Genomic DNA, 24597 nt, shown 5'->3' on the forward strand with positions numbered 1-24597 from the left:
AATGTGCGAATGTGCGAATGTGCGAATGTGCGAATGTGCGAATGTGCGAATGTGCGAATGTGCGAATGTGCGAATGTGCGAATGTGCGAATGTGCGAATGTGCGAATCAAATTGGACTTTTAAAGATACAATCAAAAAAACAATATTTCGAAAATAAGTTGTACTGGCAATATGCGGAGCATTTGCACATTTGCATATTTACTCATCCGCACATTGTCAATTCTCAACTTTCAATTTTCAATTAAATGAGATCTGTGTTTAAAAATTATTGGGCGTTGTTGGTTCCTTTACTTGTGCTGCTGATTGCGTTGTATTTTATGTTGGGAAGAAATAAACACAATGAAGCGGACGCTGTAATTGGTATGGTGGACGTGAGTAGTGTGGATGTTGCCGCTGAGCTGCCCGGACGCATGGATAGTCTTTTTGTAAGAGAAGGCGACACCGTTCAAAAAGGAAAGTTGCTGGGCGTTTTGCAATCCACTGAAATTAATGCAATCCGTCAGCAGGCGTTGGCTGCCGTGGATGCCGCGAAAGGTCAGCTGGATTTATTACAGCGCGGAGCAAGGCCGGAAATAGTCGCGTCATCCAACAATCTGTACAAAATAGCACAGGATCAGTACGATCTTTTCAACAAGACTTACACACGCATGCAGCGACTGTATAATGATGAAGTGATCTCGGGGCAGGAGAAAGACCTGGTGTATTTTAAAATGGAAGCATCCAAAAAGGAAATGGAAACAGCAAAGCTGAATTTGGAAATGCTGCAAAAAGGAACGAGCCCGGAAGTAATACAATCAGCGAAAGCTATTCTTCGTCAAGCCGAGCATGGTTATGAACTGATGAATTCTCTTACTGGAAATACAAGAATTTATGCGCCGGCCACCGGCGTAATATCATCCCTTGTAATTCATGAAGGTGAGATAGTCAGCATCGGTTATCCCATCATTACGATTCAAAAAAGCGATGCTTACTTTATCCGGTTTAACGTTCGCCAGGATAAGATAAAAGCATTCAAACTGAATGATAAAGCAACCGTTACAGTGCCGGGATGCACGCCGGAACAGTTCGGAGTAACGATCAGCAGTGTATCTCCTTCGCTGGCGTTTGCCAATTGGGTTCCTGTAAAGGAAAAGGGTGCGTTTGAATTGCGAACCTTCACTGTTGAATGCAAGCCTGCTGAGAACGTAACGGGATTAAGAGCCGGTATGACGGCTTCTCTACAACTACCATAATGCGAAGTATTTTACAGATAACATACAGGGAGTGGAAACGCATTTTTTCTTTACCCGTGCATTACAGGGTATTGATCATCATGCCGCCATTGCTGTTCTTTTTCTATGCTTATATCTACGAGAGCCAGCATGCAGAAAATCTGCCTATGGCTGTTTGGGATGAAGATCATTCGTCCATTTCGCGCACATTTACTTTCATGCTTGAACAGGCTGGCGCCATCCATATTACACGTTCTGTTGCAAGCGAGGCGGAGCTTCGCGATCTTGTTCAAAAAGGCGAGGTACTGGGTGGCGTTCATTTTCCCAAAAAAATGGAAAGCGATATCTACAGCAAGCATCCTGTCTACGTAACGCTTTACACAAATACAGCTGCGTTAGTGCCTGCAAAACTTATTTATAAAGATGCGGCACAGGTAATTATTACGGCGGGATCCGGCGTGATATTACAAAAGCTGGTGAAGACGGGGATGAATAAAAACAAGGCAATGGCACTTGTTCAACCAGTTCGGCTGCAGAGTTATCCGTTGTATAATCCGGATTATAACTACCAGCAGTATCTTGCGCCAGGCCTGATCACAGTCGCCATGCAGATGATCATTATTATGGTGGCAGTGCTGGTATTGAATTATGAGAACGATACACGAACCATGCGGGAGTTGTTTGTGTTGTCCCACGGCTCGGCGTCTAACGTGATTGCTGGAAAAACACTGGCGCACCTTTCGGTATCCTGGCTGAATTTTATTTTGATCGCGGGAGTTATCTATCCCATGTTTAACCTGACGCATGCTGGAGCGACGGGCAAGTTTTTTATCTTATATACATTACTAACACTGGCCTGCCTGGGAATAGGAATGATGATCTCAGGCATAACTAAAGACATCATGCTGGCAAGTGATGTCGGTTTGTTCTATACCTCACCCGCCTTTGTGTTCAGCGGATATACTTTTCCAAGATGGGCGATGCCCTGGTATGATCAATACTATGCCAACATTATGCCCTACACAGCTTTTCTGGATGGCTATATAAAAGTGTATAGCATGAACATCGATTTGAAATATGCGCAGCCCGAGATAATGCGGTTGCTTTGGTTTATAGTGATCACATTTCCCGTTGCAGTAGTTTTCTTTCAACGTCAAATGCAGAAGAATATATGAAGCGTATCCGTGCGATAGGAGCGTTGCTGTTACGTGAGGCTAAGATCATTGCAAAAGATCACAGCCTGCTGCTGACGTTGCTGATTGCGCCGTTGCTCTATGCTTTTTTCTATGGAAGTATTTACCAGTATAAAGAAGAAGAGAACGTGAAGCTTGCTTTTGTAGATGATGATAACACTTCACTTTCGCGCATGTTAAAGCAGCAGGTAAGTAACCTGCAGATGGCCAGCGTAATTAGTGTCAACAACATAACGGAGGCAAAAGAAATGATGTATAAAGGCAACTGCCAGGGATTTATATATGTTGAAAAAGGTCTTGAAAGTAAAGTGCTGAGATTGCAGCAGGCTGATGTGGTGCTGGCATTGAATGCAGCCCGCTTTCTGCCTTCAAGCGATCTGTTGGGTGCGATAACGCAGGTTTCGTTGACGGTGAGTGCAGGTGTGCGATTAAAATATTTTCAAACGCAGGGACTCACCGAACAAATGGCCATGAGTGAAGTAATGCCTGTTAACCTGGATTATCGTCCGTTATATAATGTTCGCAGTAACTATGGTTCTTTTTTGCTGCCAGGGTTACTTGCACTCATTTTGCAACAGACACTGCTGATCGGCTTGTCAGGGAGCGTTAGTGGCGAGCGTCAAAAAAGAACAGTCGGAAGCTGGCTGGATATTTCGCGTAACAATCTTTCGTTGGCGCTATATGGCAAAGGTGCTTTTTATCTGTTGTTGTTTTTGTGTTACGCGGTATTCTTTCTAACAGTCAATTTTAATATTCTTCATTTGCCGGTCCGGGGGAGTGTTGGCGCTTTGGGCTTTCTGATGTTTTTGTTTCTTTTTACGCTTATTCCGATGGGTGTCTTTATCGGGTCGCTGTTTGATACACAAGTCATGAATGTGCAGATGATGGCATTTTCAACTTATCCTATTTTTTTAATTACGGGTTATACATTTCCTTTGGAAGCCTTGCCCGAGCCAGTGCAGTGCATTTCGTCGTTGCTTCCCACTACGCCATTTATAAAGTCATATATCTCCGTTGTTCAAAACGGCGCCACGGTGATGCAGAATTTGCCGTCAATTGTGCATTTGTTGGTTTTGTTGCTGCTCTATACACTATTGGCGGTGTGGAGAATTGGAAAGCTGTCGGCTGTCAGCCATCAGCTATCAGCAAAAACGCTGTAGAAAATACAATTACACAGAGGAGGCCAGGAGAAGACACAGAGATACACAGAGGGCCGTCTAAAATATTTCGGTCAGGTTTAAATGCGAAAGACCTCTCCTGTCGTGCCAATGACAAATTCTAGAATTGTTTTTCAATTTTTCCCGTAGGGAATTAAGCTCAATAGAACCGATCGAATCCAGAACCTCATAGCCCGTTAGGGCTTTAACCAAATAAAAAGGGTTAATGTCCTACGGACAAGAAAGGCCTTGTATGTTCCCGGTTTTCTATTGAGCTTAAAGTCCTACGGACTATCGATGAAAAATGTACTGTCATCTCGTTTTGATTGTGGTTAACCAAATTCTCTCGTCGAGGTGACGATGCGGCTGCCGACTCTTTCATATAATTCATCGTTGGTGTTGCAATCACTTTTACTGACGAGCGAGGATCGTCATGTCGACGATAGGAGACATCTCCCAAAGTTGAAGCTGCCTGCTCAACTAAGCGACATTTCATTGTCAATTGTCAATTTTCCATTCTCAATTATCTAAGTCTTACTTTTGCACAAATTTCAGATATGTTGAATAAAGAGCAACTGCACCACCTGATTGACGAGGCTTTAAAAGAAGACGTTGGCGATGGCGATCATTCAACTTTAAGCAGTATTCCCTCGGGACAAAAAGGCAAGGCGGTACTAAAAATCAAGCAGGACGGCATTCTTGCAGGTGTTGAAGTTGCTAAAGAAATCTTTACATACATTGACCCTTCTGCTGTGTTTACCAGCTACAAAAATGATGGTGACGCCATGCACAACGGCGAAAAAGCTTTTGAAGTGGAAGCCGGCATTCATACTATTCTCACATGTGAGCGACTTGTGCTGAACTGCATGCAGCGTATGAGTGGCATTGCAACGCTCACACATCAATATGTGGAGAAACTAAAAGGCTATCACACAAAAGTGCTGGATACGCGCAAAACAACACCCAATTTCCGTCTGCTGGAAAAAGAAGCTGTGAGAATAGGCGGGGGTGTAAATCACCGTTTTGGCCTGTACGATATGATCATGCTGAAAGACAATCATATCGACTACAGCGGCGGTCTTGAAAACGCCATTAACAGGGCCTGGGATTATGTAACCACAAAAAAGCCCGGATTAAAAATAGAAGTGGAAACCCGGAGTCTGGATGATGTAATGCTCGTATGTAATTTTGCAAAAGACAAGGTGTTCAGAATAATGCTGGATAATTTTTCTCCTGCGCAGGTGAAGGAAGCTGTTGATATAATCGGCGGGGCTTTCGAAACCGAAGCCAGCGGCGGTATCAATATTGATACAATAGTTTCCTACGCAGAAACCGGCGTTGATTATGTAAGTGTGGGAGGATTGATTCACCAGGCGCAAAGTTTGGATTTGAGTTTGAAGGCAGTGGTGGTGTAGGAATGTAAGATGTAGGATGTACGGTGTACGATGTGAGGGTAAGTACGAGTTACGAAGTACGAAGTACGAGATGGGTTGGCTGGTGATGAAGCTCTTTCCAATGTACGATGTGAGGAGAATGTACGATGTTAGATGCCCGCCCGTACCGAACGGCACGTTCGGGCGGGTACGATGTGAGGGTAAGTACGAGTTACGAAGTACGAGATGGGTTGGCTGGTGATGAAGTTCTTTCCAATGTATGATGTATGTCTGATGTATTTGATGTGTTGAGGCACAATTATAATTTGAGGCAAGGAAATGGGTAGGGGTAACCGGTACAGGGATACTAGAAATGGGTGATGGGGAAGCCGCAAACCTCACGGTTCAAACCTAAAAAAAATCGGCAGCGGTTCGGGGCCTCAAGCCTCAAGCCTCACGCCTCAAACCTGACACCTGACGCCTGAAACCTGATACCTTTTTTTTACCCGCTGAAAGCTGATAGCTGACAGCTCATAGCTTATTCCATGAAAAAGAAACCTGATAACAGGGGATTTGTATACAGCACCGATCCCAATTTTAAGTTTGAAGATGATAATGCAGAAACGCAGGAAACGCTGGAACCCGCGCAGCAGAAGCTACGCGTAAGGCTGGAGACCAAACATCGCGGCGGTAAAACGGTAACGTTGGTCACAGGTTTTATCGGCACAAATGAGGATATGGAGGACCTGGGCAAGAAGCTGAAAAGCTTCTGTGGCACTGGCGGATCGGCGAAAGATGGCGAGATCATTGTACAGGGCGACCAGCGTGATAAAGTACTGCAATGGTTGCTGAAGAATAATTACAAACAGACGAAAAAAGTATAAAGGCTTTGGGTGCTGCGTTTGGAATATACAAAAAATAAATCATTCATATAACAAAACACCGAAAAGTAAAAACTTTCATTATTTTTGAAAGATATCAATCTCGGATAGCAAACAGGCCCCGGTTTGATATACTAACCTAAGCTTAAACCAACACTATGATAAAGCAATCGAAAAGAAGCGTAGTTGGCTTCTTTCTGAAAGATGTCCGTATAGCGGCATCAATCCTTGCCCTGGCGTTATTCAGTTCCTGCCAGCAGTCTTCTACCACAAGTGATAAAGCAATGAGCGCTACACTTGCCGCGGACAGCACAGTTACCCAATATTACACTATGGGAGCTTCTATGCCTGAGTTCGTAAAAGCGGTTAATGAAGGCGATTTCCAGAATTTCACGCTGCATGTAGAAGATTTAGGAAAGACTAAAGAAGGTAATTACGGCTATGACTTTTACAGCTATGTTTACAAAGGAACAGACAAACCTGATTATTATCCTACAGATCTGATCAAGCAGGTGCCGGAAAGAGAGAAGTACACACTGGACGTGCCAACGAAATTTGGTCCTTTGGTGATGACAAAAGACACGCTGATCTCATTTTTGAAAGGTTTGGATGCTAGTGGTACTCCGGCTGCAAAGTATGACTCTGTGTTGTTTGTTCCTTTTAGAGATGACAAACAGTATGTGGGTGTGAAGTTGATTGCCATTCAAAAAGGTCAAATGGTCAAATTGCAGGATCTGCAAGGAGGTACAGTGCTGGAGCTTAAGCCATGTCCGCCAACATGTCCACCACCGCCACCGGCCTTATTGAAAAAATAGATTAAGCATTTAACCGTAGACCTTAATTTCATAAAAGAATTTAAGAAATGCGGATTTCGATAACATCTAACGTAAGGGTAATGTAGGTTCAACACCTGCATTACCCTTTTTGGCGAATGACAGATTATTAATGAACTATATATCAGATAATATTTTTCAGGCGCTACTTGACTGGTCGGAGGCATGGATTACGCTCATCCCTTTAGCAATGTACTTTTTTCGAAAAAAATACGTTCATGCCTATAAGATTGTTGCTGTATATCTGATTTTGGCATTTATTAATAATTCTGCTGAAGGATTTACAATTGCTGTTCTTTATTATCGTGTCAAAGGTGTTTTTGGGACTAATAACTGGTTGTATAATTTGCATTCTGTTTTTTTAACCGTCTGCTTCATTCTGTTTTTCCGGGAAATCGGTATAAGATCAAAATGGTTAAATACCAAATGGATATTGCCTCTTTACTTAATTACCGTGGGTTCAATTTTTTTATTATCCGATGATTTTTTCATTATTAGTTCTAAAGTGTTTGCCATAGAAGGAATTGTTTTACTGGTGTATTGTGTTTCATTTTTTTTACAAAGGTTAAAGGATGACGAAATATATCTTGATTTTGACGCCCCATTAGTTATCGTTACAGGATTGACCATTTATGAATCAGTGAATTTTTTCATTTTTTTATTTTTTAATTTGCTGATGGAAAAGGCGGTCGCTTTTGCTGGTTCCATTTGGGACGTTCATAATTGGGTCTACATTATTTTCTGTCTTTTTATAACTTACGCTTTCTATGGGAGAACAAGGCTCATATATCGTTAGTCTGGTAATGGTAGGAATTGGCGCCATGTTAATTCTGGTGATCGCTTTTCTATTAACATTTAACCATAGCCAAAGAAGAAAGTTCAGGCATAGGCAAGAGATGATGACATTAAGAGAAGAACAACAAAACTTATTAATAGAAGCGGCGATCAAAGCAGAGGAAAGTGAGCGAAAAAGAATTGCAGAAGAGTTACATGATGATGTTGGCGCATTACTGTCTGCAACGAAGCTGTATATGCACCATATCGATACTGGTCCTTTAAAAGAAACGGATCGGCTTTCTCATGAAAAATGTATCGAATTATTAGGTGAATCAATTGGCAAAGTGCGCACCATCTCGCATAATCTTCATTCTATTATGATGGAAGATATGGGATTGAATGAAGGCATTCGCAGTTTTTTACGCAAGCTGGAGCAGTCAAATTCGTTGTCTATTATAGTTGAGCTGGACGAAAGTTATGGTTCTTTTACAGGTGGAAAAGATATTAACATCTATAGAATTATCCAGGAGCTTTGTAATAATATATTAAAACATGCAGATGCCCAAGCACTCACCATAAGGTCCTGGCCGGAAAATAAGCATGTTAATTTTCAACTTCAACATGACGGCAAGGGATTAAGCCAGGAGATGTTTGAACAATTGAGATTTCAAAGCAACGGTTTGGGATTGAAAAATATTCAAAACAGAGTAGCCTTACTAAAAGGAATTATTTTGTTTGATGTAAACGATATGAATAGTTCTGTGCTGCTCAAAATACCCGCAGAAAACGGTGTTCCCGCCTAAATCCCGCCCATTAAAATGCCCGCCACCAGCCCCTGAAAATTAATAGTGGAATTATATATGCAATGTGTAATATCTTGCATATACACATGTAGTCTCAGATCCTTAATTGTTTAATAAATCAAACCAGCTTTGAAATAAAGTATGCTTCTAGAAGTGTTGAGATGTGCCGAGTCATGGACGGTTCTTATTCCCCTGATAACTTTTTTAATAAAAAGACCAATTTCAAAGCCATTGCGAATAGTGTTTGTGTATTTATGCGCTGCTTTCGTTTTACATACAATGGCAAATCTTAGTATTTTTTTCTATTATCAGCTTTCAGGATTTCTCAAATACAATAATTGGGAGTACAATCTTCACTCACTTGCAATAACCGTTTGTTTTGTTTTATTCTTTCAGTCAATTGGAGTTAAATCAAGATGGCTAAGCTCCTATTGGGTCATTGTTTTTTTTCTGGTTGTATCCGCAATTATTTTTCTGCTTATTGACGATTTCTTCTTGATTAGTTCTAAAGTGTTCGCGTTAGAAGGGTTAATACTGCTTATATATTGCATGTATTTTTTTTTCCAGAAACTTAAAGACGAAGAGGTCGATCTGGATTTTGATCCGTTTTTGATTATTGTGACAGGTCTGGCAATATACGAGTCTGTTAACTTCTTTGTTTTTCTTTTTTATAATGTGTTGATGACAAGAGCGGTAGCTTTTGCAAGTTCAGTTTGGGATTTTCATAACGTAATCTATATCGCATTTTGTTTGTTAATAACCTACGCTTTTAATGGAAGGGCAAGGAGCCTTTATCGTTAGTCCGGGTCTGGTTGGGAGTATTGTAATGTTTCAAGCGTTACCGGAGACTCCGCTGGAGTCTGATGGTCTTTTTTGTAAAGCCATTACAGGATTAATCAATCTATCTGTAAACTTTTTTTAGGACGAGACATTTTAAATGCTGATTTTCTACAAACAGGGAGCTCCGTTGGAGCTTTAATTGTTCTTAACTAAATGACATTCCACAGCTAATGGTAAACACTTAAATAGTTTATGAACGGGCGATAAATATTATATTTGTCAGCATACTTATTCTTACAACTATGGCAGAACATACAATACATCTCGGAGAAAAAATTAAGAGGTTCCGGGAGCTGCTGGGGGTGAAACAAGATGCACTGGCAGTTGAGTTGGGCGATGATTGGAACCAGAAAAAAGTATCGATGTTAGAAGCAAAAGCCGACATAGATCCCGCTATGATGGAAAAGGTAGCGCAGGCGCTAAAAGTGCCAAGGCAAGCGATTGAGAATTTTGATACGGAACGTGTGGTTCATATTTGTTCAAATACCATAAATTCTTATGACCATGCTGTCGGTATTAGCAATTATGGCACATTTAATCCGCTCGATAAAATTATAGAACTGCATAAGGAGAAGGAAGCGTTGCATGAAAGGAGGTTGAAGGAAATGGAAGCGCTGTATAAAGGATGTTGAAAGAAAAGGATGAGATGATTGCCAGGTTGGAGAAGTTAATTGGGAAATAACTAAAGCACATTACCAGGTTTTGTATAGCAAATCGGGAGTTGCTTTTGTAAGACCGTAAGACCTTCTAAGATAGCAAGAAAGTAAGATAGTAAGATGTGTGCGCCTAAAACCTCATACCTGATACCTGAAACCTGATACCTTGAACCCAAGCTTGTGCGAATTTCAATTCATTGCCGTCTGCTTTAGCTGACGGATAAGCAATATTCTCATCAATCAGGGCTTTAGCCCCAAACACAGAACATTTGGCTAAAGCCAGTTGAAATGATGTGTCTCTTTGTCCGTCAGCTAAAGCAGACGGCAATGAAGATGTTGCTGAAAGCTTGTAAGATATGTAAGACCGTAAGACAGTAAGACCAGAAAAGACGTGTAAGATAGTAAGAAAGTAAGATAGTAAGAGGTATAGCCTCAAGCCTTATGCCTCACACCTGAAACCTGAAACCTGATGCCTTAAAGCTGATAGCTAACAGCTAAAAGCTCACAGCTTCTCAGAATTGCATCGTAAACGCCGTTCCTTCTCCCAATACTGTTTGCACGGTTATGTTGCCTTTGTGGAGCATCATAATTTGCTTGCAGAGGCTTAGGCCAATACCGCTTCCGCTTTTCTTAGTGCTGAAGAACGGGATGAATATTTTATCCAGCACATCGTCAGGAATGCCGGTGCCATTATCGGCGACTTTCAATGCAACTTTATTGTTGGCTGAAGCGCCTGCTGAGAGCGTAATTCTTGGTTCGTGCGCTTCTTTCACCGCTTCGGCAGCATTTACTACAAGGTTGATCAATACCTGTTCAACAAGATTTACATCGGCCTCAACCGTCAGCATCGGATCTTTCAGAATAATTTCAAGCTCAATATTTTTTTGCAGCAAAGTGGGTTCCATTAGCTGGTGCAGGTTTTCAAACAATTCTCCAACATACACTTTGCTTAGGTTCAGTTTTACAATCTTGTTCAGGTTGCGATAAGTTTCGGCGAACTTTAATAGTCCTTCACTTCTGCGTTTGATGGTATCAATGCCCAGTTCTATATCATCAAAGGAAGATTTGTTTTGCGGTGATACATGTGGTTTTGTTTGACCGAGCATATTTTTTAATGTATCTGCAAGGGAAGAAATAGGGGCAACCGAGTTCATGATCTCATGCGTCATAACGCTTAACAATCTTTGCCATGCTTTGCTTTCTGTTTCGTCCAACGCTTCATTCACGTTTTGAAAGGCGACCAGTTTGTAAATCCTTCCTTCCGTTTGAAATGCTGTTGCGCTCATCAACGCTTTAAAAGTGTTTTTGTCTTTAATCAGTGAAACAATCTTGCTGTCGCCATTCTTTAGTTGAATTACTTCTCCATATAAATATTCATCACGCTTTTGCAGTGATTCAATTGTTTTAAGAAAAGGAATACCCAGCAACTTTTTAAAGCCTTCATTCATCCATACAACCTCGCCCGATTCTGTGTTGTAGGAAAGAATGCCCGTGTCTACCATTTCCAGTATCTTTTGTAAGTATTGATACTGGGTTTCTCTCTCGCGGCTCATTGTTTTAAATGTTGTATTAATTTCATTAAAACCCTGGCGCAGTGGCTGCAGCTCAAGAGGAGCGTGGTTTACATCAAAATACCTGGAAAAATCCCTGTAATGCACACTTTCCACAAACTGCTTCACTTCTTCCTGGGCTTTTTTATTAAACCTGTAAAAGTCTATTAGCTGATAAATTATCACGGGAACCAGGAACACCACGTAAATGGTCTGGTTCTTAACTACACAAAATGAAGTTGCTGAAAGGGTAACGAATAACATCAGGACTTTTCCCAGTATTATCCATTCGTAACGTTTTAATTGCATCTACGTGTTTAGTTGTAAGTTATACGTTGTACGTTTATTGCATCGCAGCATGTACGGTATACGTTTATAGGGGGATTTCCTTCGGTTAGATAGACGTATAACGTACCACTTATAACGTACAACTAAATTTCATATTTATTCAATCTCCTGTACAACGCTGTCCTGGTAAGACCCAGTTCTTTTGCTGCTTTGGTGATGTTGCCGCTGTGTTTTTCAATCACCTTTAAAATAGTATTTCTTTCAATTGCGCTTAGGTTGAGATCTTCGGGGGCTATTGTTTCTTCTTGTCTCGAAGCTTCAATCGGAGAAAAAATAAGATCTTTTGCCATCAGTTCTTCCCCTTCAGACATAATCACCGCGCGCTCTATGGTGTATTGCAACTCTCGCACATTTCCGGGGAAATGATATTGCTTTAGTTTTTCCATCGCAGAGGTTGAAAGGCCAATGTCGGGCTTCATGTATTTCGCGGTGTAGATCTTGACAAAATGTTTTGCCAGCATCGTAATGTCATCTCCTCTTCTGCGCAAAGGCGGCACCGTTATCTCGACAGTGTTAATACGATAGATAAGGTCCTTTCTGAATTTTTGTTCGTCCGCCAGTTCACTTATGGGAATGTTGGTGGCACAGATCAATCTTATATCTACTGGGATAGGCTCGTTGGAACCAAGCCTGGTAATTTGCCTGTTCTGTAAAACAGTCAGCAGTTTTGCCTGTTGACGAAGTGATATATTTCCAATTTCATCCAGGAACAATGTGCCTCCGTTTGCTGTTTCAAACCGGCCAATCCTGTCCTCACGCGCATCGGTAAATGCACCTTTTTTATGACCAAAAAGCTCGCTTTCAAAAAGGCTGTCCGTCAAAGCGCCCACATCTACTTTTACAAATGGCTTTTTTGCTCTTAATGAATACTGGTGTATTGCTTTTGCAATCAGGTCCTTACCTGTTCCATTCTCTCCAAGAATTAAAATGTTCGCATCAGTAGGGGCGATCTTTTCAATCTTGTAAAAAATGTCCTGCATTATTTCACTATTGCCCAGCAACTCACTACCGATAATATTATCCTGGGAACTTTTTACAGACGGCCCTTTTCCATTGTCCTTTTTCTTCAGCGCATCTTTAATGGTTTCAATAAGGCGCTCGTTGTGCCACGGCTTCACCACAAAGTCTGCTGCACCCTCTTTTAAAGAACGAACTGCAAGGTCAATATCTCCATAGGCCGTAATCATAATTACTGCTGCTGTAGAGCCGAGTTCTTTTATTTTTCTCAGCCAGAACAAGCCTTCATTGCCCGTATTGATAGAGCTATTGAAGTTCATGTCCAGCAAGATCACATCATAATTCTGTTTGCTAAGAAGACTCCGGATATTTTCAGGATTTTTTTCCGTAGTAATATCTTTAGACTCCGTTTTCATTAACAATCTTACAGCGGTCAATACGTCTGTATCGTCATCAATAATTAAAACATTTGCATTCTTCAGGTTCATTGCATAAGAATTTAGCTATCAGCAGTCAGCTTTCAGCCATTAGCTTCCGGCCCTGTCTTTTTAAAATATGTATCACGGAAAAGTCGCAATTGCCATCTATGTAGTCACCTTGCTTTTTCTCCAACCGGTAATAAAATATGAAATATACATTCAACTGGCTTTAGGCTTTAAGCTTTAAGCTTTAAGCCTAAAGCGTCCCGCCTTGCATTTAAAAAGTATTTGTATCGCGGAAAAAATTGCAGTTCCCATCTATTTAATCACTTTATATTTTCTCCACTTGGCGATAACATATCCAATATACCATTCAACTGGTTTTAGGCTTTGCGCTTTAGGCTTTAAGCTTACTGTACTCCTCAATCGAAGCTACAATTAATTGTCTGTAAATAACACATTTATAGAGTGTTACCAGAAAATATACCACTAGCTAAATCATTGGTTATTAAGCCTTCTTTTTTTACGGCCTTGGAGTACTGTATCAAAAGCGGACACTTTGTGTTCGCTATGGTACAGTTTTACCGTACATTCAAATCCTAACACATTGGGTTTCAATGTATATTTCTGTTGGCACAAGTTTGCTAATGTATGTAGAGCTGATAATTATTCTCATGTGTCCAGACCTTGTGTGTCTACACCGGGTAATTTTCAAAACAATCGCCCCTAAAAGTTGAAGGGCTACAAAAAAAGAAAGTATAAACGCAGATTTGTTATGGATAGAGTCATTAAAAAGAAAAAATGGACCGCTAAGAAGTTGCTTACAATCGGGGGAGTTGCCGCATTAGTTCTCTTGTTGGTTGCCAGCTATTATTTTACTTCCGGAAAATCAAGATTAAATGTAGACACTGAGCGTATAACTATAAGCGAAATTAAAAAAGGGCCGTTCCAGGTTTCTATTCCGGTGAATGGTACCGTGCTCCCAATTAAAAGCATTTACCTGGATGCACAGGAAGGTGGTCGCGTTGAAGAAAAATATGTGGAAGATGGCGCTATTATGAAAGCAGGTGATCCTATCCTGCGCTTGTCAAATACCGACCTGCAGTTGAGCATGGTGAGCCAGGAAACAAACGTATATAACCTGTTAACTCAAATGCAGATCTCCCGTAACGCTGCACAGCAAAATACGGTTACCAAACTGAACCAGATGGCAGATGTGAACAGCGCTTATAAAGAAGCTGAGCGTATTTACAACCTGAACAAGCATTTGTATGAGCAAAAAGCCATCGGTTTACAGGAATTTAAAAAAGCTGAAAACGATTATAACTACCAGGTTGAAAGAAAAAAACTGACTGAAAGGATCTTAACCCAGGATTCCGTATCAAATGCACAGCAGGTTGCACAGGCCAAACAATCTTATGAAGGTTCAGAAAATATGTTGAATGTGATGCGCAAAAAAGTTGGCGACCTGATTGTTCGTGCTCCGGTTGATGGCCAGTTAACTTCACTGGATGCGGAGATTGGTGAAAACAAAAACAAAGGTGGCAGACTTGGACAGATAGATGTGCTGAGCGGTTTTAAAGTGCGTGTGGATGTTGACGAGCACTACCTTTCAAGAGTATATACCGGTTTAATGGGCGACTTTAGTTTTGCTGATTCAACTTATAAATTAAAGATCACTAAGGTGTACAGTGCGTTAGCAAACGGCCGCTTCCAGGTGGATATGCAATTTGTAGGTGCTATACCAAAAGGAATTCGCCGCGGACAAACATTACAGATCCGTCTTGCTTTGAGCGATGAAACACAAGCCATACTTTTACCGCGCGGTGGTTTCTTCCAGCAAACCGGTGGCAACTGGATCTTTAAAGTATCAGAAGATGGTAAAACTGCTTATAAAGTAGACATCCAGCTCGGCGGCCAAAACCCCGACTTCTACGAAGTACTGCAAGGCCTGAAAGTTGGCGACAAAGTAGTAACCAGCAGTTATGAGACGTATGGAACGATGCAGGAGTTGGTGTTGAAGAAATAGCTATCAGCTGTCAGCAATCAGCATTTAGCTAAATGGCAGATTGCTGACAGATTAACAAACAGCACCTGGTGCAGCAGTTATAGTTTTCGAGAATAGCTATAGATCATTTTTCTGAGTTCGATTGTTTGATTGTCCAGTTGTTTGAATGAAGAAACTGAAATATAGCCGAGATCTTTACATAAAAGCAGTTGATAAGCTAGCTCAGAACAGGAGCCGCTGGCAATTTGAAGGTAATTGAGTAATTGTGCGTTTGTATTTCTTCCGCAACCTTCGGCGATGTTTGAAGGGACCGATGATGAAGAGCGGCGCATTTGTGAACAAAGGCCAAAGAGTTCAGATTTAGGAAAAGCGGCTGAAATGCGATAGATGTCAAGGGTGAGTTGATGGGCTTTTTTCCAGATTTCGAGTTTAGCGTAATCGCGCATAATTAAAGGGTTTATTATAAAAATTGTAAATATATAAAAATAATGGTCTAAAAAGCTGATAGCTCAAAGCTGACTGCTGACCGCTAAATAAAAATCTCCCCACCATGATCAAGATCACAGAACTAGAAAAAATTTACCGCACCGAAGAAGTAGAAACGGTTGCGCTCAACAAACTGACCATTGAAGTTAAAGAAGGAGAATTTGTTGCTGTAATGGGACCTTCCGGTTGCGGAAAGTCAACCCTGCTCAACATACTCGGTTTATTGGATGATCCCGATAACGGAAGCTTCGTTTTCAACGGAATTGAAGTGGCACATTTTAACGAACGTAAACGTGCCGATCTGCGTAAACACAATATTGGATTCGTGTTCCAGAGCTTTAACCTGATTGACGAGCTGACTGTTTTCGAAAATGTTGAGCTCCCTTTGATCTACACAGGTGTTAAAGCTGCCGACAGAAAAAAACGTGTTGAAGAAGTGCTGGACAAAGTGCAGATCATGCACCGTCGCAATCACTATCCGCAACAGTTGTCAGGTGGTCAGCAACAGCGTGTGGCAGTAGCAAGAGCTGTTGTGAACAATCCTAAACTGATCCTGGCGGATGAGCCTACCGGTAACCTGGATAGCTCTAACGGTAATGAAGTAATGCAGTTACTTACAGAACTGAATGAACAGGGAACTACAATTGTAATGGTAACACACAGTGAACATGATGCACGTTATAGCCACCGCGTTATACGCATGCTGGATGGTCACACTGTTACTGAGAATATCTTGATCTGATCTTAGATAGCCGGTTTAATAACGGCGACATAATAAGTAAAAAAGCTAATGATGAAAACGCATAGTACATATTACCCACATCTTCGGGATGAAGCTGCGGCGAGTGAAGCAAAAGAAGAATCTCCTTTTGTAAAGAACATGTTTGTAAACCTGGTGTGTGCACTTACTGTTGTAGGAATGGTGTTGGCGTTATATGTACTAAATGCTAAATCAAAAAATGCGAATGGTGTGGTGTCTCAATCCGGTGAGAGAACTGAACAACTGCGCATGGTGAAGGAGAAAACTGACTTGCAGGATTCGTTTTCTTATAAAATGATTCCGCTGAGATTGGTGCAGTTTTTACAATAAGACCGTAAGACCGTAAGATAGTAAGACCGTAAGAGAATTACCTCCTTAACCAAATCAGAGATCTGCAAATCGTACATCAGAGATCTAAAAACTACCTCAATGTTTAAGAAAAACCTGATCATAACCTGGCGAAATCTTCGCAAGAGCAAGGCATATTCCATCATCAACATAACGGGGCTCGCAGCGAGTCTTGCAGCCTGTATATTATTATTGCTTTGGGTGCAGGACGAACTAAGTTTTGACAGGTTTCATAAGAATGCTGATAGTATTTATCACATTGCATCCGGTTTTAACAACGACGGTAAAGAAACGTTCTGGTCAAACACGCCGGCGCCGTTAGCAACAAGAGCCAAACAATCAGTTCCCGAAGTGGCTGATGCGTGCCGTATCGGAGGCAACTGGAATTTGTCCCAGCTTGAATACAACGGCAAGAAATTCATGGAATCAAAGAACGGGCTTGTTGATCCTTCTTTTTTTACCATGTTCAACTTTCCTTTAATTAAGGGCAGTAAACTCAAACCTTTTACAGATAACAGATCTGTTATATTATCCGAAACGACTGCAAAAAAATATTTTGGGAATGATGATCCCATGGGTAAGGTGCTGAAAGGTGATGATAAAAAAACGTATCATGTGACTGGTGTGATGAAAGATATTCCTGAAAATTCATCCATTAAATGGGATATTATATTTCCCTTCGACCTGAAAAAAGAAGATTATAGTGGTAATGATTATTGGAAGAGCCTTGATGAAGATTGGGGTAACTACAATTATGATACATACATTCAATTTAAACCCAGCGTAAATGTAAATGCTGCCGTTGCAAAAATGACGGCCATTCACCGCAAAGAGCAGCAAGGCGAATTTGTAAAGACCCTCAGCTACAGGGCATTACCACTTACTAAAATGCATTTGTATACTGCTGAAGGAAAAGAAGATGGTATTCTGATTGTGCGGGTGTTTATGCTGATTGCCGGTGTAATATTGTTGATTGCCTGTATTAATTATGTAAACCTTGTAACAGCCAGGGCCAATAAACGCTCGAAAGAAATAAGCCTGAGAAAAATAGTAGGTGCAGGCAAGTCAAATCTTTTCTGGCAATTCATTAATGAATCGCTGGTGGTTGTACTTATCTCTCTGTTGTTTGCCACAATTGTTATATACCTGGTAATGCCTTTGTATAATGATCTTTCCGGAAAGAATATCCAGTTCAACCCACTCAGTAAAAATGTTTTAATGGTGTATGGTATTACGCTTGCATCAACTATTTTGCTGGCAGGTGTTTATCCGGCGCTCACACTTTCTTCTTTCAAGCCGCTGGAAGCAATGAAAGGAAAAGTTTCCGGGTTGGGAAAGAATGTTGTTTTCCGCAAGGTACTTGTAACCATACAATTCAGTTTTTCAATTATACTGATCGTTGCCACAATAGTAATAGGAAAACAACTGTCCTATATCCGTGAAAAGAACCTGGGTTACGATAAGGAAAACATTATGGCTATTGACTTGCGTAATATCAATGCGCACTATGACGCTGCAAAAGCTGACTTGATGAGAATGCCGGGAATTGTTGATGTTACAGCCAGCGGACAAGATGTGTTCAATGTGGGAAGCTCTACAGGTGATGCTGACTGGGATGGTAAAACGCCCCAACAATCGAACTTCATGATCCACCAGATACCTGTTGAAAGAAATTTTTTGCAAACATTAAATATGAAGCTTGCTGAAGGTTCTGGCTTTACCGGAACGCCTGCCGATAGTACAAATTATATCCTGAATGAAACTGCGATAAAGGAGATGGGCATAAAGGATCCCATTGGTAAAAGATTCACTTTTCATGATACAAAGGGTGTGATCGCAGGCGTTGTGAAAGATTTTCATTTTAATGATATGCACAAAAAGATAGAACCCATTCTTATGTTCTATAATCCGGGATGGCGTTGGCGCATGTATATTAAAACAACTGCAAAAGATGCATCAAAAGCTATCGCCAGCGTGCAAACAGTGTGGAAGCAATACAATGCTGATTATCCTTTTGAATACAAATTTGTTGATGAATCTTTCAACAATATGTATAAGTCAGATATGCGCACAGGCAAGCTGTTTAACTGTTTTGCTGCGATCGCGATCCTGATCTCCTGCCTGGGATTGTTTGGCCTTGTTACTTATACTGCGGAAAGCAAAGTGAAAGAGATCGGCGTAAGAAAAGTATTGGGTGCTTCTGTTCCCGGAATTGTGACCTTGTTATCAAAAGATTTTTTAAAGCTGATCATTCTGTCAGCATTAATAGCATTCCCTGCGGCCTGGCTGGCACTCAATAAAATGCTGGAGCAATATGCATACCGCACCACAATAAGCTGGTGGACATTTGCACTTGCCGGTTTAATAACGCTTGTTATTGCGTTGGCAACAATCAGCTTCCAGGCAATTAAAGCGGCCATGGCCAACCCGGCGAAAAGCCTGAGAAGCGAATAAATAATTGATAATTAACAATTGAAAATTTAAAATGAAAGGTTTGGTAACACGATAGGATTTCATGAATAGCGAATGTCTTTATCATTACGATCATATCATTGTCAATTGTCAATTTTCAACTTTCAATTATAGTTGTCATTACGATCAGGCATTATTAATTCAATGTCGTTAAGTTAAGAGTAGATAATATCAAGTGCTTTTAAAATATCACTATCAGTTCAATATTCGGGAAACCTCTCCTGTCGTCGAGGTGACGATGCGGGTGCAGACTTCCTGATTATTATATACTCGTTATGAGTGCTGCTGTGATTACTTTTTCTGATAAGCCAGGATCGTCATGTCGACGATAGGAGACATCTCCCAAAGTTGAAGATGCCTGCTTAACTAAACGACCTTGCATTGTCAATCGTCAATTTTCAACTTTCAACTATGATGAGGAATTTCTTCAAGACCGCTTTAAGAAACATTGTCCGCAATAAAAGTTTTGCGGCCATTAATGTGGTGGGGCTGGCAATTGGTATTGCTGCCTGCATCTTGATATTCCTGATCGTTTTTCACGAATACAGTTTTGACAGATTTGAACGCGATGGCGATAAGTTGTATCGCGTGGTGATGGATATGAAGTTTAGTGGCAATGCCGGTCATAGTGCCGCGGTGCCTGCACCACTGGCCAATGCTATTCAGCAAGAAGTGACGGGTGTTGAAAAAACAATTCCATTAATGCAGTTTCAGGGCGATGCAACCATAAAAGTTTCTGTTCCGAAGGCCGGCTCTTCCGATCCGGTTGTATATAAGAAACAGCCTGAAGTTATATTTACCAGTCCGGATTATTTTTCAGCATTATCATATAAATGGCTTGCAGGTTCTGCCGCAACACTGCAAAAGCCGTTTGCAGTTGTTTTAACTGAAAGCCGCGCAAAACAATATTTCCCTTCCACTGCTATTGAGAATATTCCCGGAAAAGAAATTATTTATGATGATACCATGCGGGTAACGGTCTCCGGTATTGTGAAAGATCTTAGTCAGAATACATTCTTTTCTTATAAAGAATTCGTTTCCTACGCCACTATTTTCAATACAAGCTTGAAACACAATTTTATGATGGATGTGTGGGACGACTGGATGGCGTATTCACAGTTGTTCATCAGGTTATCCAACGGAACATCGGTTACTCAGACTGAGACGCAACTTGCAGGCTTACTGAAAAAGTATAATAAAAATGCAAACAAGGACGATAAGAACACAATGAGTTTCCGCTTGCAGCCATTGAATGATGTTCACTTCAACGAAAATTACCAGGGCTTCGGCAAATTGATAGCGCACAAGACATCTTTATATGGTTTGATGGCTATTGCTGTTTTCCTGCTGATTTTAGGTTGCATCAATTTCATCAACCTTACTACAGCTCAGTCTTCACAACGTGCAAAGGAAATTGGGATCCGCAAAACAATGGGGAGTTCAAGAAAACAGATTGTGTTGCAGTTTTTGGGAGAAACGCTTTTTCTTACAGCAATTGCTTCTGTTCTTTCACTAATTTTTATTCCATTTCTTGTTCAGGCGTTTAAAGAATACCTGCCTGAAGGATTTCATTACTCATTTATCGGACAGCCGCTTATTTTAGTATTTGTCGTATTACTCACTTTTGTGGTGAGTTTTCTTGCGGGCTTCTATCCGGCATTGGTGCTCTCCGGATATAAACCTGTGCTCGTGTTAAAAAGCCAGGTGTTTGTAGAAAGCCACCAGACACAAAAAGCCTGGTTAAGAAAAGTGTTGACAGTTTTCCAGTTCTCCATTGCTCAGTTTTTTGTAATTGCAACGGTAATGGTTGGCAAGCAAATTCACTATACATTGAATAAAGATCTTGGCTTTAAAAAAGATGCTATTATTTCTTTTGACGTTCCCCGGGACACGGCGAAGAGTAATCGCAGCGTTTTGTTAAACGCGATAAACGACATCCCCGGCGTTCAAATGGTAAGTAACGGCTTTTTGCCCCCGGCAGTGGAAGGAGCTGCATTCACAGATATTTTATATGTGGATGGTAAGAATGAAGTAAAGACAGATGTACAATTAAGGTATGGCGACCCGAATTACCTGCCATTATACAATATAAAAATGCTAGCAGGAAGAAACGTAACGGCAAGTGATACAATAAAAGAATTTGTAATCAACGAGGCATACGCCCGTTTCCTTGGTTTCCAGAATCCTGCAGATGCATTGAACAAGCAGTTGGTGTTCAATAAAAAGAATATTCCTATTGTCGGTGTAATGAATGATTTCAATATGCAGTCTTTACACGCAAAGATCGGTCCTATGGTTTTCGGCGCCCTGGATGATCGCAGTTTTTTCTTTCACGTAGCATTGCGCCCCCAAATTGCAGGACAGCACACCTGGCAAACCACAATAAAAGAGATCGAAAAACAGTTTAGGAAGGTCTATCCTGATAAGGATTTTGATTACAGCTTCTTTGATGAAAAGATAGCTGCCTTTTATAAGAACGAAAAGAATATATCAGGCTTACTTACATGGGCAACAGGACTTTCCATCCTTATCAGTAGTCTTGGTTTACTCGGGCTGATCATGTACACAACTTTCGCAAGAACAAAAGAGATCGGAATAAGAAAAGTGCTTGGTGCAACGGCTGCTCAAATCGTAGGCATTTTATCAAAAGACTTTGTGAAATTAATTGTTATTGCATTTCTTATTTCAATACCGGCAGCCTGGTGGGCAGCTAACAAATGGCTCCAGGACTTTGCTTACAGAACAGAGATGAGCTGGTGGGTATTTGCAATCAGTGGTTTGTTCATGATTGTGGTGGCACTGGTTACTATCAGCTTCCAGTCTGTAAAAGCCGCAATGGCAAACCCGGTGAGGAGTTTGAGGACGGAGTGAGAAGACCGTAAGACCGTAAGACAGTAAGACCGTAAGACCGTAAGACAGTAAGACCGTAAGATGTGTAAGACAGTAAGATAGCGAGAGTTGAAAAGTAGGCCACATAGTTTGAGAATAATAAAAATGTGCATATGGCTAAAAGCTGATAGCTGATAGCTGATAGCTGATTGCTGATAGCTAGTTATGATTAAGAATTTCTTCAAGACCGCTTTCCGCAACCTTTGGAAAAGAAAAGGGTTTAGCGCTATTAATATTAGTGGACTGGCCATTGGCATGGCGAGTGCCATACTTATTTTGTTATGGGTACAGAATGAGGTAAGCTATGACCGCTTTCACGAAAAACAGGATCGCCTGTATATCGCATGGAACAGAAGTGTGTTTAATAACAAGTTGCAATGCTGGAGCACAACGCCAAAAATCCTGGGACCGACGCTCAAGAATGATTACCCTGAAGTGGAAGAATTTACACGTGTAAACTGGGGCAACGATTTTCTTTTTTCCATCGGAGATAAACGACTGAATGTTCATGGAACAATGGCCGATACAGGTTTTTTGCGCATGTTCAGTTTTCCGTTATTGAAAGGAAATCCTAATACGGCATTGAGCAACACCTATTCCATTGTCATTACCGAAAAGCTCGCTAAAAAGTTGTTTGGCAATGAGGATCCCATGAACAAAGTCGTTAGAATTGATAATCGTGACAACTTCACCGTTTCGGCTGTCATGAAAGATCTTCCGAACAACACGCGATTCAACTTTGAATACATCCTTCCCTGGCAATACATGAAAGTTAGAGGGTTTGATGATGATAACTGGGATAATAACTCCACGCAGAATTATATCCTGTTAAAGAAAGGAACCAATATTGCCGCATTCAATAACAAGATTAAGAATATCACTATCGATCATTTGAATGGCCGCGAAAAGATCGAAGTCTTCATGTATGAGCTGAGCAAGCAGCGACTCTATTCAAACTTTGAAAATGGAAAACCGGCAGGAGGGCGTATAGCTCAGATCCGTGTATTTACGACAATCGCGTTGCTGATATTATTGATAGCCTGTATTAACTTCATGAATCTGAGTACAGCACGCAGCGAAAAACGTGCGAAGGAGGTTGGTATCAAAAAAGTTGTCGGGGCACAAAGATCATCTTTGATTGTTCAGTTTCTTGGTGAATCCATCCTGATTTCCGTATTCGCCGGATTCATTGCCATCATCATTGTTCAGTTGAGTTTGTCATCTTTCAACCTGCTCGTACAAAAGCAATTGTTCCTTGATTTTGGCAATCTCTATTTCTGGGCGGCATTGCTGGGGTTTGTATTGCTGACAGGAGTTGTTGCTGGTAGTTACCCCGCATTCTTTTTGTCAGGTTTTAAGCCCGGCGCGGTTTTGAAAGGAACGTTCAAAAAAATTAATGCACTTGTAACCCCAAGAAAGGTCCTGGTGGTAATGCAGTTCACTTTCGCTATTGCACTGATCATTTGCACAATTATTATCGAGCGACAATTGAAACACGGACAGGAAAGAGAAGCGGGCTACAACAAAAAAGATCTCGCATATATTTTCCTCGTTGGCGATATTGAAAAGAACTATGAGCTGATAAAAAATGAATTGTATAGTAGTGGAACTGCAACGGCAATAAGTAAAACAAGCGCGCCGCTGACACAAGGCTGGAGCGACTCCTGGGGATTTGAATGGCCCGGAAAAGATCCGAATGATAAGACAGATTTTGATCGCTACTGTACAGATGGAAACCTGGTTAAAACTGCAGGAATGTCCGTAGTGGCCGGGCGCGATATTGATCTGAAAAGTTTTCCTACAGATTCGACTGCGCTTATTCTTAATGAGTCCGCGGTAAAGGCGATGGGTTTAAAAACGCCTTTGGGAACACCAATAAAAGACAATGGAATAGATTGGCATGTAGTAGGCGTTATCAAAGATTTTATTCTGCAGTCACCCTACGAGCCCATGCGTCCGATGGTCATTGAAGGTCCTAAAGGATGGTTCAATGTAATGCACATAAAATTTAACGGAGCGAACGGAACGAAACAAAATCTCGCGGCAACCGAGAAGATATTCAAGAAGTTCAATCCTGAATATCCGTTTGAATATCATTTTGTGGATGAAGAGTATGCTGCAAAGTTTGAAGATGAAAAGGCAACCGGAATTCTTGCTGCTTTGTTTGCTGGCCTGACTATTTTTATTTCTTGCCTTGGTTTATTCGGGCTGGCAGCGTATATGGCGGAAAACAGAATTAAGGAAATTGGCATTCGCAAAGTGCTCGGTGCTTCTGTTACAAATATTACCACCTTATTGTCAAAAGACTTTCTGAAACTGGTGATTGTTTCAATTGTAATTGCATCTCCGCTAGCCTGGTTCTTTATGAGCAAGTGGCTGGACGGATATACTTATCGTATTGATATTGAATGGTGGATTTTTGCATTGGCTGCATTGCTTTCAATTTTGATCGCATTGATTACCGTGAGTTATCAATCCATTAAAGCTGCAATTGCAAACCCGGTGAAGAGTTTGAAGACGGAGTGAGAAGACCGTAAGATAGTAAGACCGTAAGACCGTAAGACAGTAAGATCGTAAGACAGTAAGATGGTAAGACAGTAAGATGGTAAGACCGTGAGAGATAAGAAATGATGTGA

General features: G+C 41.0%; 18 protein-coding genes. 15 read left to right on the top strand and 3 right to left on the bottom strand.

Translation table 11 applies throughout. The features are described from left to right. The first annotated feature begins 245 nt into the window (after positions 1–245). The 9 genes from QTN47_RS00410 to QTN47_RS00450 all read left to right on the top strand — a co-directional run bounded on the left by QTN47_RS00410 (position 246) and on the right by QTN47_RS00450 (position 9700). Positions 246–1232, top strand: a complete 987-nt coding sequence (locus QTN47_RS00410) for an HlyD family secretion protein (protein WP_369327320.1) — start codon at positions 246–248, stop codon at positions 1230–1232. Continuing rightward, positions 1232–2386 (top strand): ABC transporter permease, encoded by a 1155-nt coding sequence (locus QTN47_RS00415; RefSeq protein ID WP_369327321.1) that lies wholly within the window; start codon positions 1232–1234, stop codon positions 2384–2386. The genes QTN47_RS00410 and QTN47_RS00415 overlap by 1 nt, the downstream gene beginning before the upstream one ends. Then, positions 2383–3564 (top strand): ABC transporter permease, encoded by a 1182-nt coding sequence (locus QTN47_RS00420; protein WP_369327322.1) that lies wholly within the window; start codon positions 2383–2385, stop codon positions 3562–3564. Before QTN47_RS00415 ends, QTN47_RS00420 begins: the two co-directional genes overlap by 4 nt. Positions 3565–4118: 554 nt before the next feature. After that, complete coding sequence (nadC, locus tag QTN47_RS00425; RefSeq protein WP_369327323.1) at positions 4119–4976, top strand: carboxylating nicotinate-nucleotide diphosphorylase; 858 nt, start codon at positions 4119–4121, stop codon at positions 4974–4976. A 503-nt stretch (positions 4977–5479) separates the two neighbouring features. Next, positions 5480–5818, top strand: a complete 339-nt coding sequence (locus QTN47_RS00430) for a translation initiation factor (protein WP_369327324.1) — start codon at positions 5480–5482, stop codon at positions 5816–5818. Positions 5819–5973: 155 nt separating this feature from the next. After that, positions 5974–6630: a hypothetical protein gene (locus QTN47_RS00435; protein ID WP_369327325.1), complete on the top strand. Its 657-nt coding sequence runs from the start codon at positions 5974–5976 to the stop codon at positions 6628–6630. A gap of 130 nt (positions 6631–6760) precedes the next feature. Beyond that, positions 6761–7444: a hypothetical protein gene (locus QTN47_RS00440; RefSeq protein WP_369327326.1), complete on the top strand. Its 684-nt coding sequence runs from the start codon at positions 6761–6763 to the stop codon at positions 7442–7444. Beyond that, on the top strand, positions 7416–8228 hold the full coding sequence (locus tag QTN47_RS00445) for a sensor histidine kinase (protein ID WP_369327327.1): 813 nt from the start codon (positions 7416–7418) through the stop codon (positions 8226–8228). The genes QTN47_RS00440 and QTN47_RS00445 overlap by 29 nt, the downstream gene beginning before the upstream one ends. A gap of 1082 nt (positions 8229–9310) precedes the next feature. After that, positions 9311–9700: a helix-turn-helix domain-containing protein gene (locus tag QTN47_RS00450; RefSeq protein WP_369327328.1), complete on the top strand. Its 390-nt coding sequence runs from the start codon at positions 9311–9313 to the stop codon at positions 9698–9700. 536 nt (positions 9701–10236) lie between these two features. On the opposite strand, the gene QTN47_RS00455 is transcribed toward QTN47_RS00450, so the two are convergent. Both QTN47_RS00455 and QTN47_RS00460 read right to left on the bottom strand, forming a co-directional pair. Next, entirely contained in the window at positions 10237–11583 is a 1347-nt protein-coding gene (locus QTN47_RS00455) for a sensor histidine kinase (protein WP_369327329.1), read from the bottom strand. A 122-nt stretch (positions 11584–11705) separates the two neighbouring features. Continuing rightward, positions 11706–13067: a sigma-54-dependent transcriptional regulator gene (locus QTN47_RS00460; RefSeq protein WP_369327330.1), complete on the bottom strand. Its 1362-nt coding sequence runs from the start codon at positions 13065–13067 to the stop codon at positions 11706–11708. A gap of 706 nt (positions 13068–13773) precedes the next feature. On the opposite strand from QTN47_RS00460, the gene QTN47_RS00465 reads away from it, so the two are divergent. Then, positions 13774–15027, top strand: coding sequence for an efflux RND transporter periplasmic adaptor subunit (locus QTN47_RS00465; RefSeq protein WP_369327331.1), 1254 nt, complete (start codon positions 13774–13776; stop codon positions 15025–15027). A 77-nt stretch (positions 15028–15104) separates the two neighbouring features. Here the strand turns inward: QTN47_RS00465 and QTN47_RS00470 are convergent, their stop codons facing one another. Continuing rightward, positions 15105–15452: a four helix bundle protein gene (locus tag QTN47_RS00470; protein WP_369327332.1), complete on the bottom strand. Its 348-nt coding sequence runs from the start codon at positions 15450–15452 to the stop codon at positions 15105–15107. 104 nt (positions 15453–15556) lie between these two features. On the opposite strand from QTN47_RS00470, the gene QTN47_RS00475 reads away from it, so the two are divergent. The 5 genes from QTN47_RS00475 to QTN47_RS00495 all read left to right on the top strand — a co-directional run bounded on the left by QTN47_RS00475 (position 15557) and on the right by QTN47_RS00495 (position 24487). Then, on the top strand, positions 15557–16234 hold the full coding sequence (locus QTN47_RS00475) for an ABC transporter ATP-binding protein (RefSeq protein ID WP_369327333.1): 678 nt from the start codon (positions 15557–15559) through the stop codon (positions 16232–16234). A 48-nt stretch (positions 16235–16282) separates the two neighbouring features. Then, the gene (locus QTN47_RS00480) at positions 16283–16582 is read left to right on the top strand and encodes a hypothetical protein (protein ID WP_369327334.1); all 300 of its coding nucleotides are present in this window, start codon (positions 16283–16285) and stop codon (positions 16580–16582) included. 99 nt (positions 16583–16681) lie between these two features. Further along, a complete protein-coding gene (locus QTN47_RS00485; protein WP_369327335.1) occupies positions 16682–19054 on the top strand; it encodes an ABC transporter permease in 2373 nt (790 codons plus the stop codon). Between the two features lie 429 nt (positions 19055–19483). Next, a complete protein-coding gene (locus QTN47_RS00490) occupies positions 19484–21943 on the top strand; it encodes an ABC transporter permease (protein WP_369327336.1) in 2460 nt (819 codons plus the stop codon). 183 nt (positions 21944–22126) lie between these two features. Further along, the gene (locus QTN47_RS00495; protein ID WP_369327337.1) at positions 22127–24487 is read left to right on the top strand and encodes an ABC transporter permease; all 2361 of its coding nucleotides are present in this window, start codon (positions 22127–22129) and stop codon (positions 24485–24487) included. The last annotated feature ends 110 nt before the right edge of the window (positions 24488–24597 follow it).

The sequence above is a fragment of the Danxiaibacter flavus genome (assembly GCF_041060425.1).
Classification (GTDB): domain Bacteria; phylum Bacteroidota; class Bacteroidia; order Chitinophagales; family Chitinophagaceae; genus Danxiaibacter; species Danxiaibacter flavus.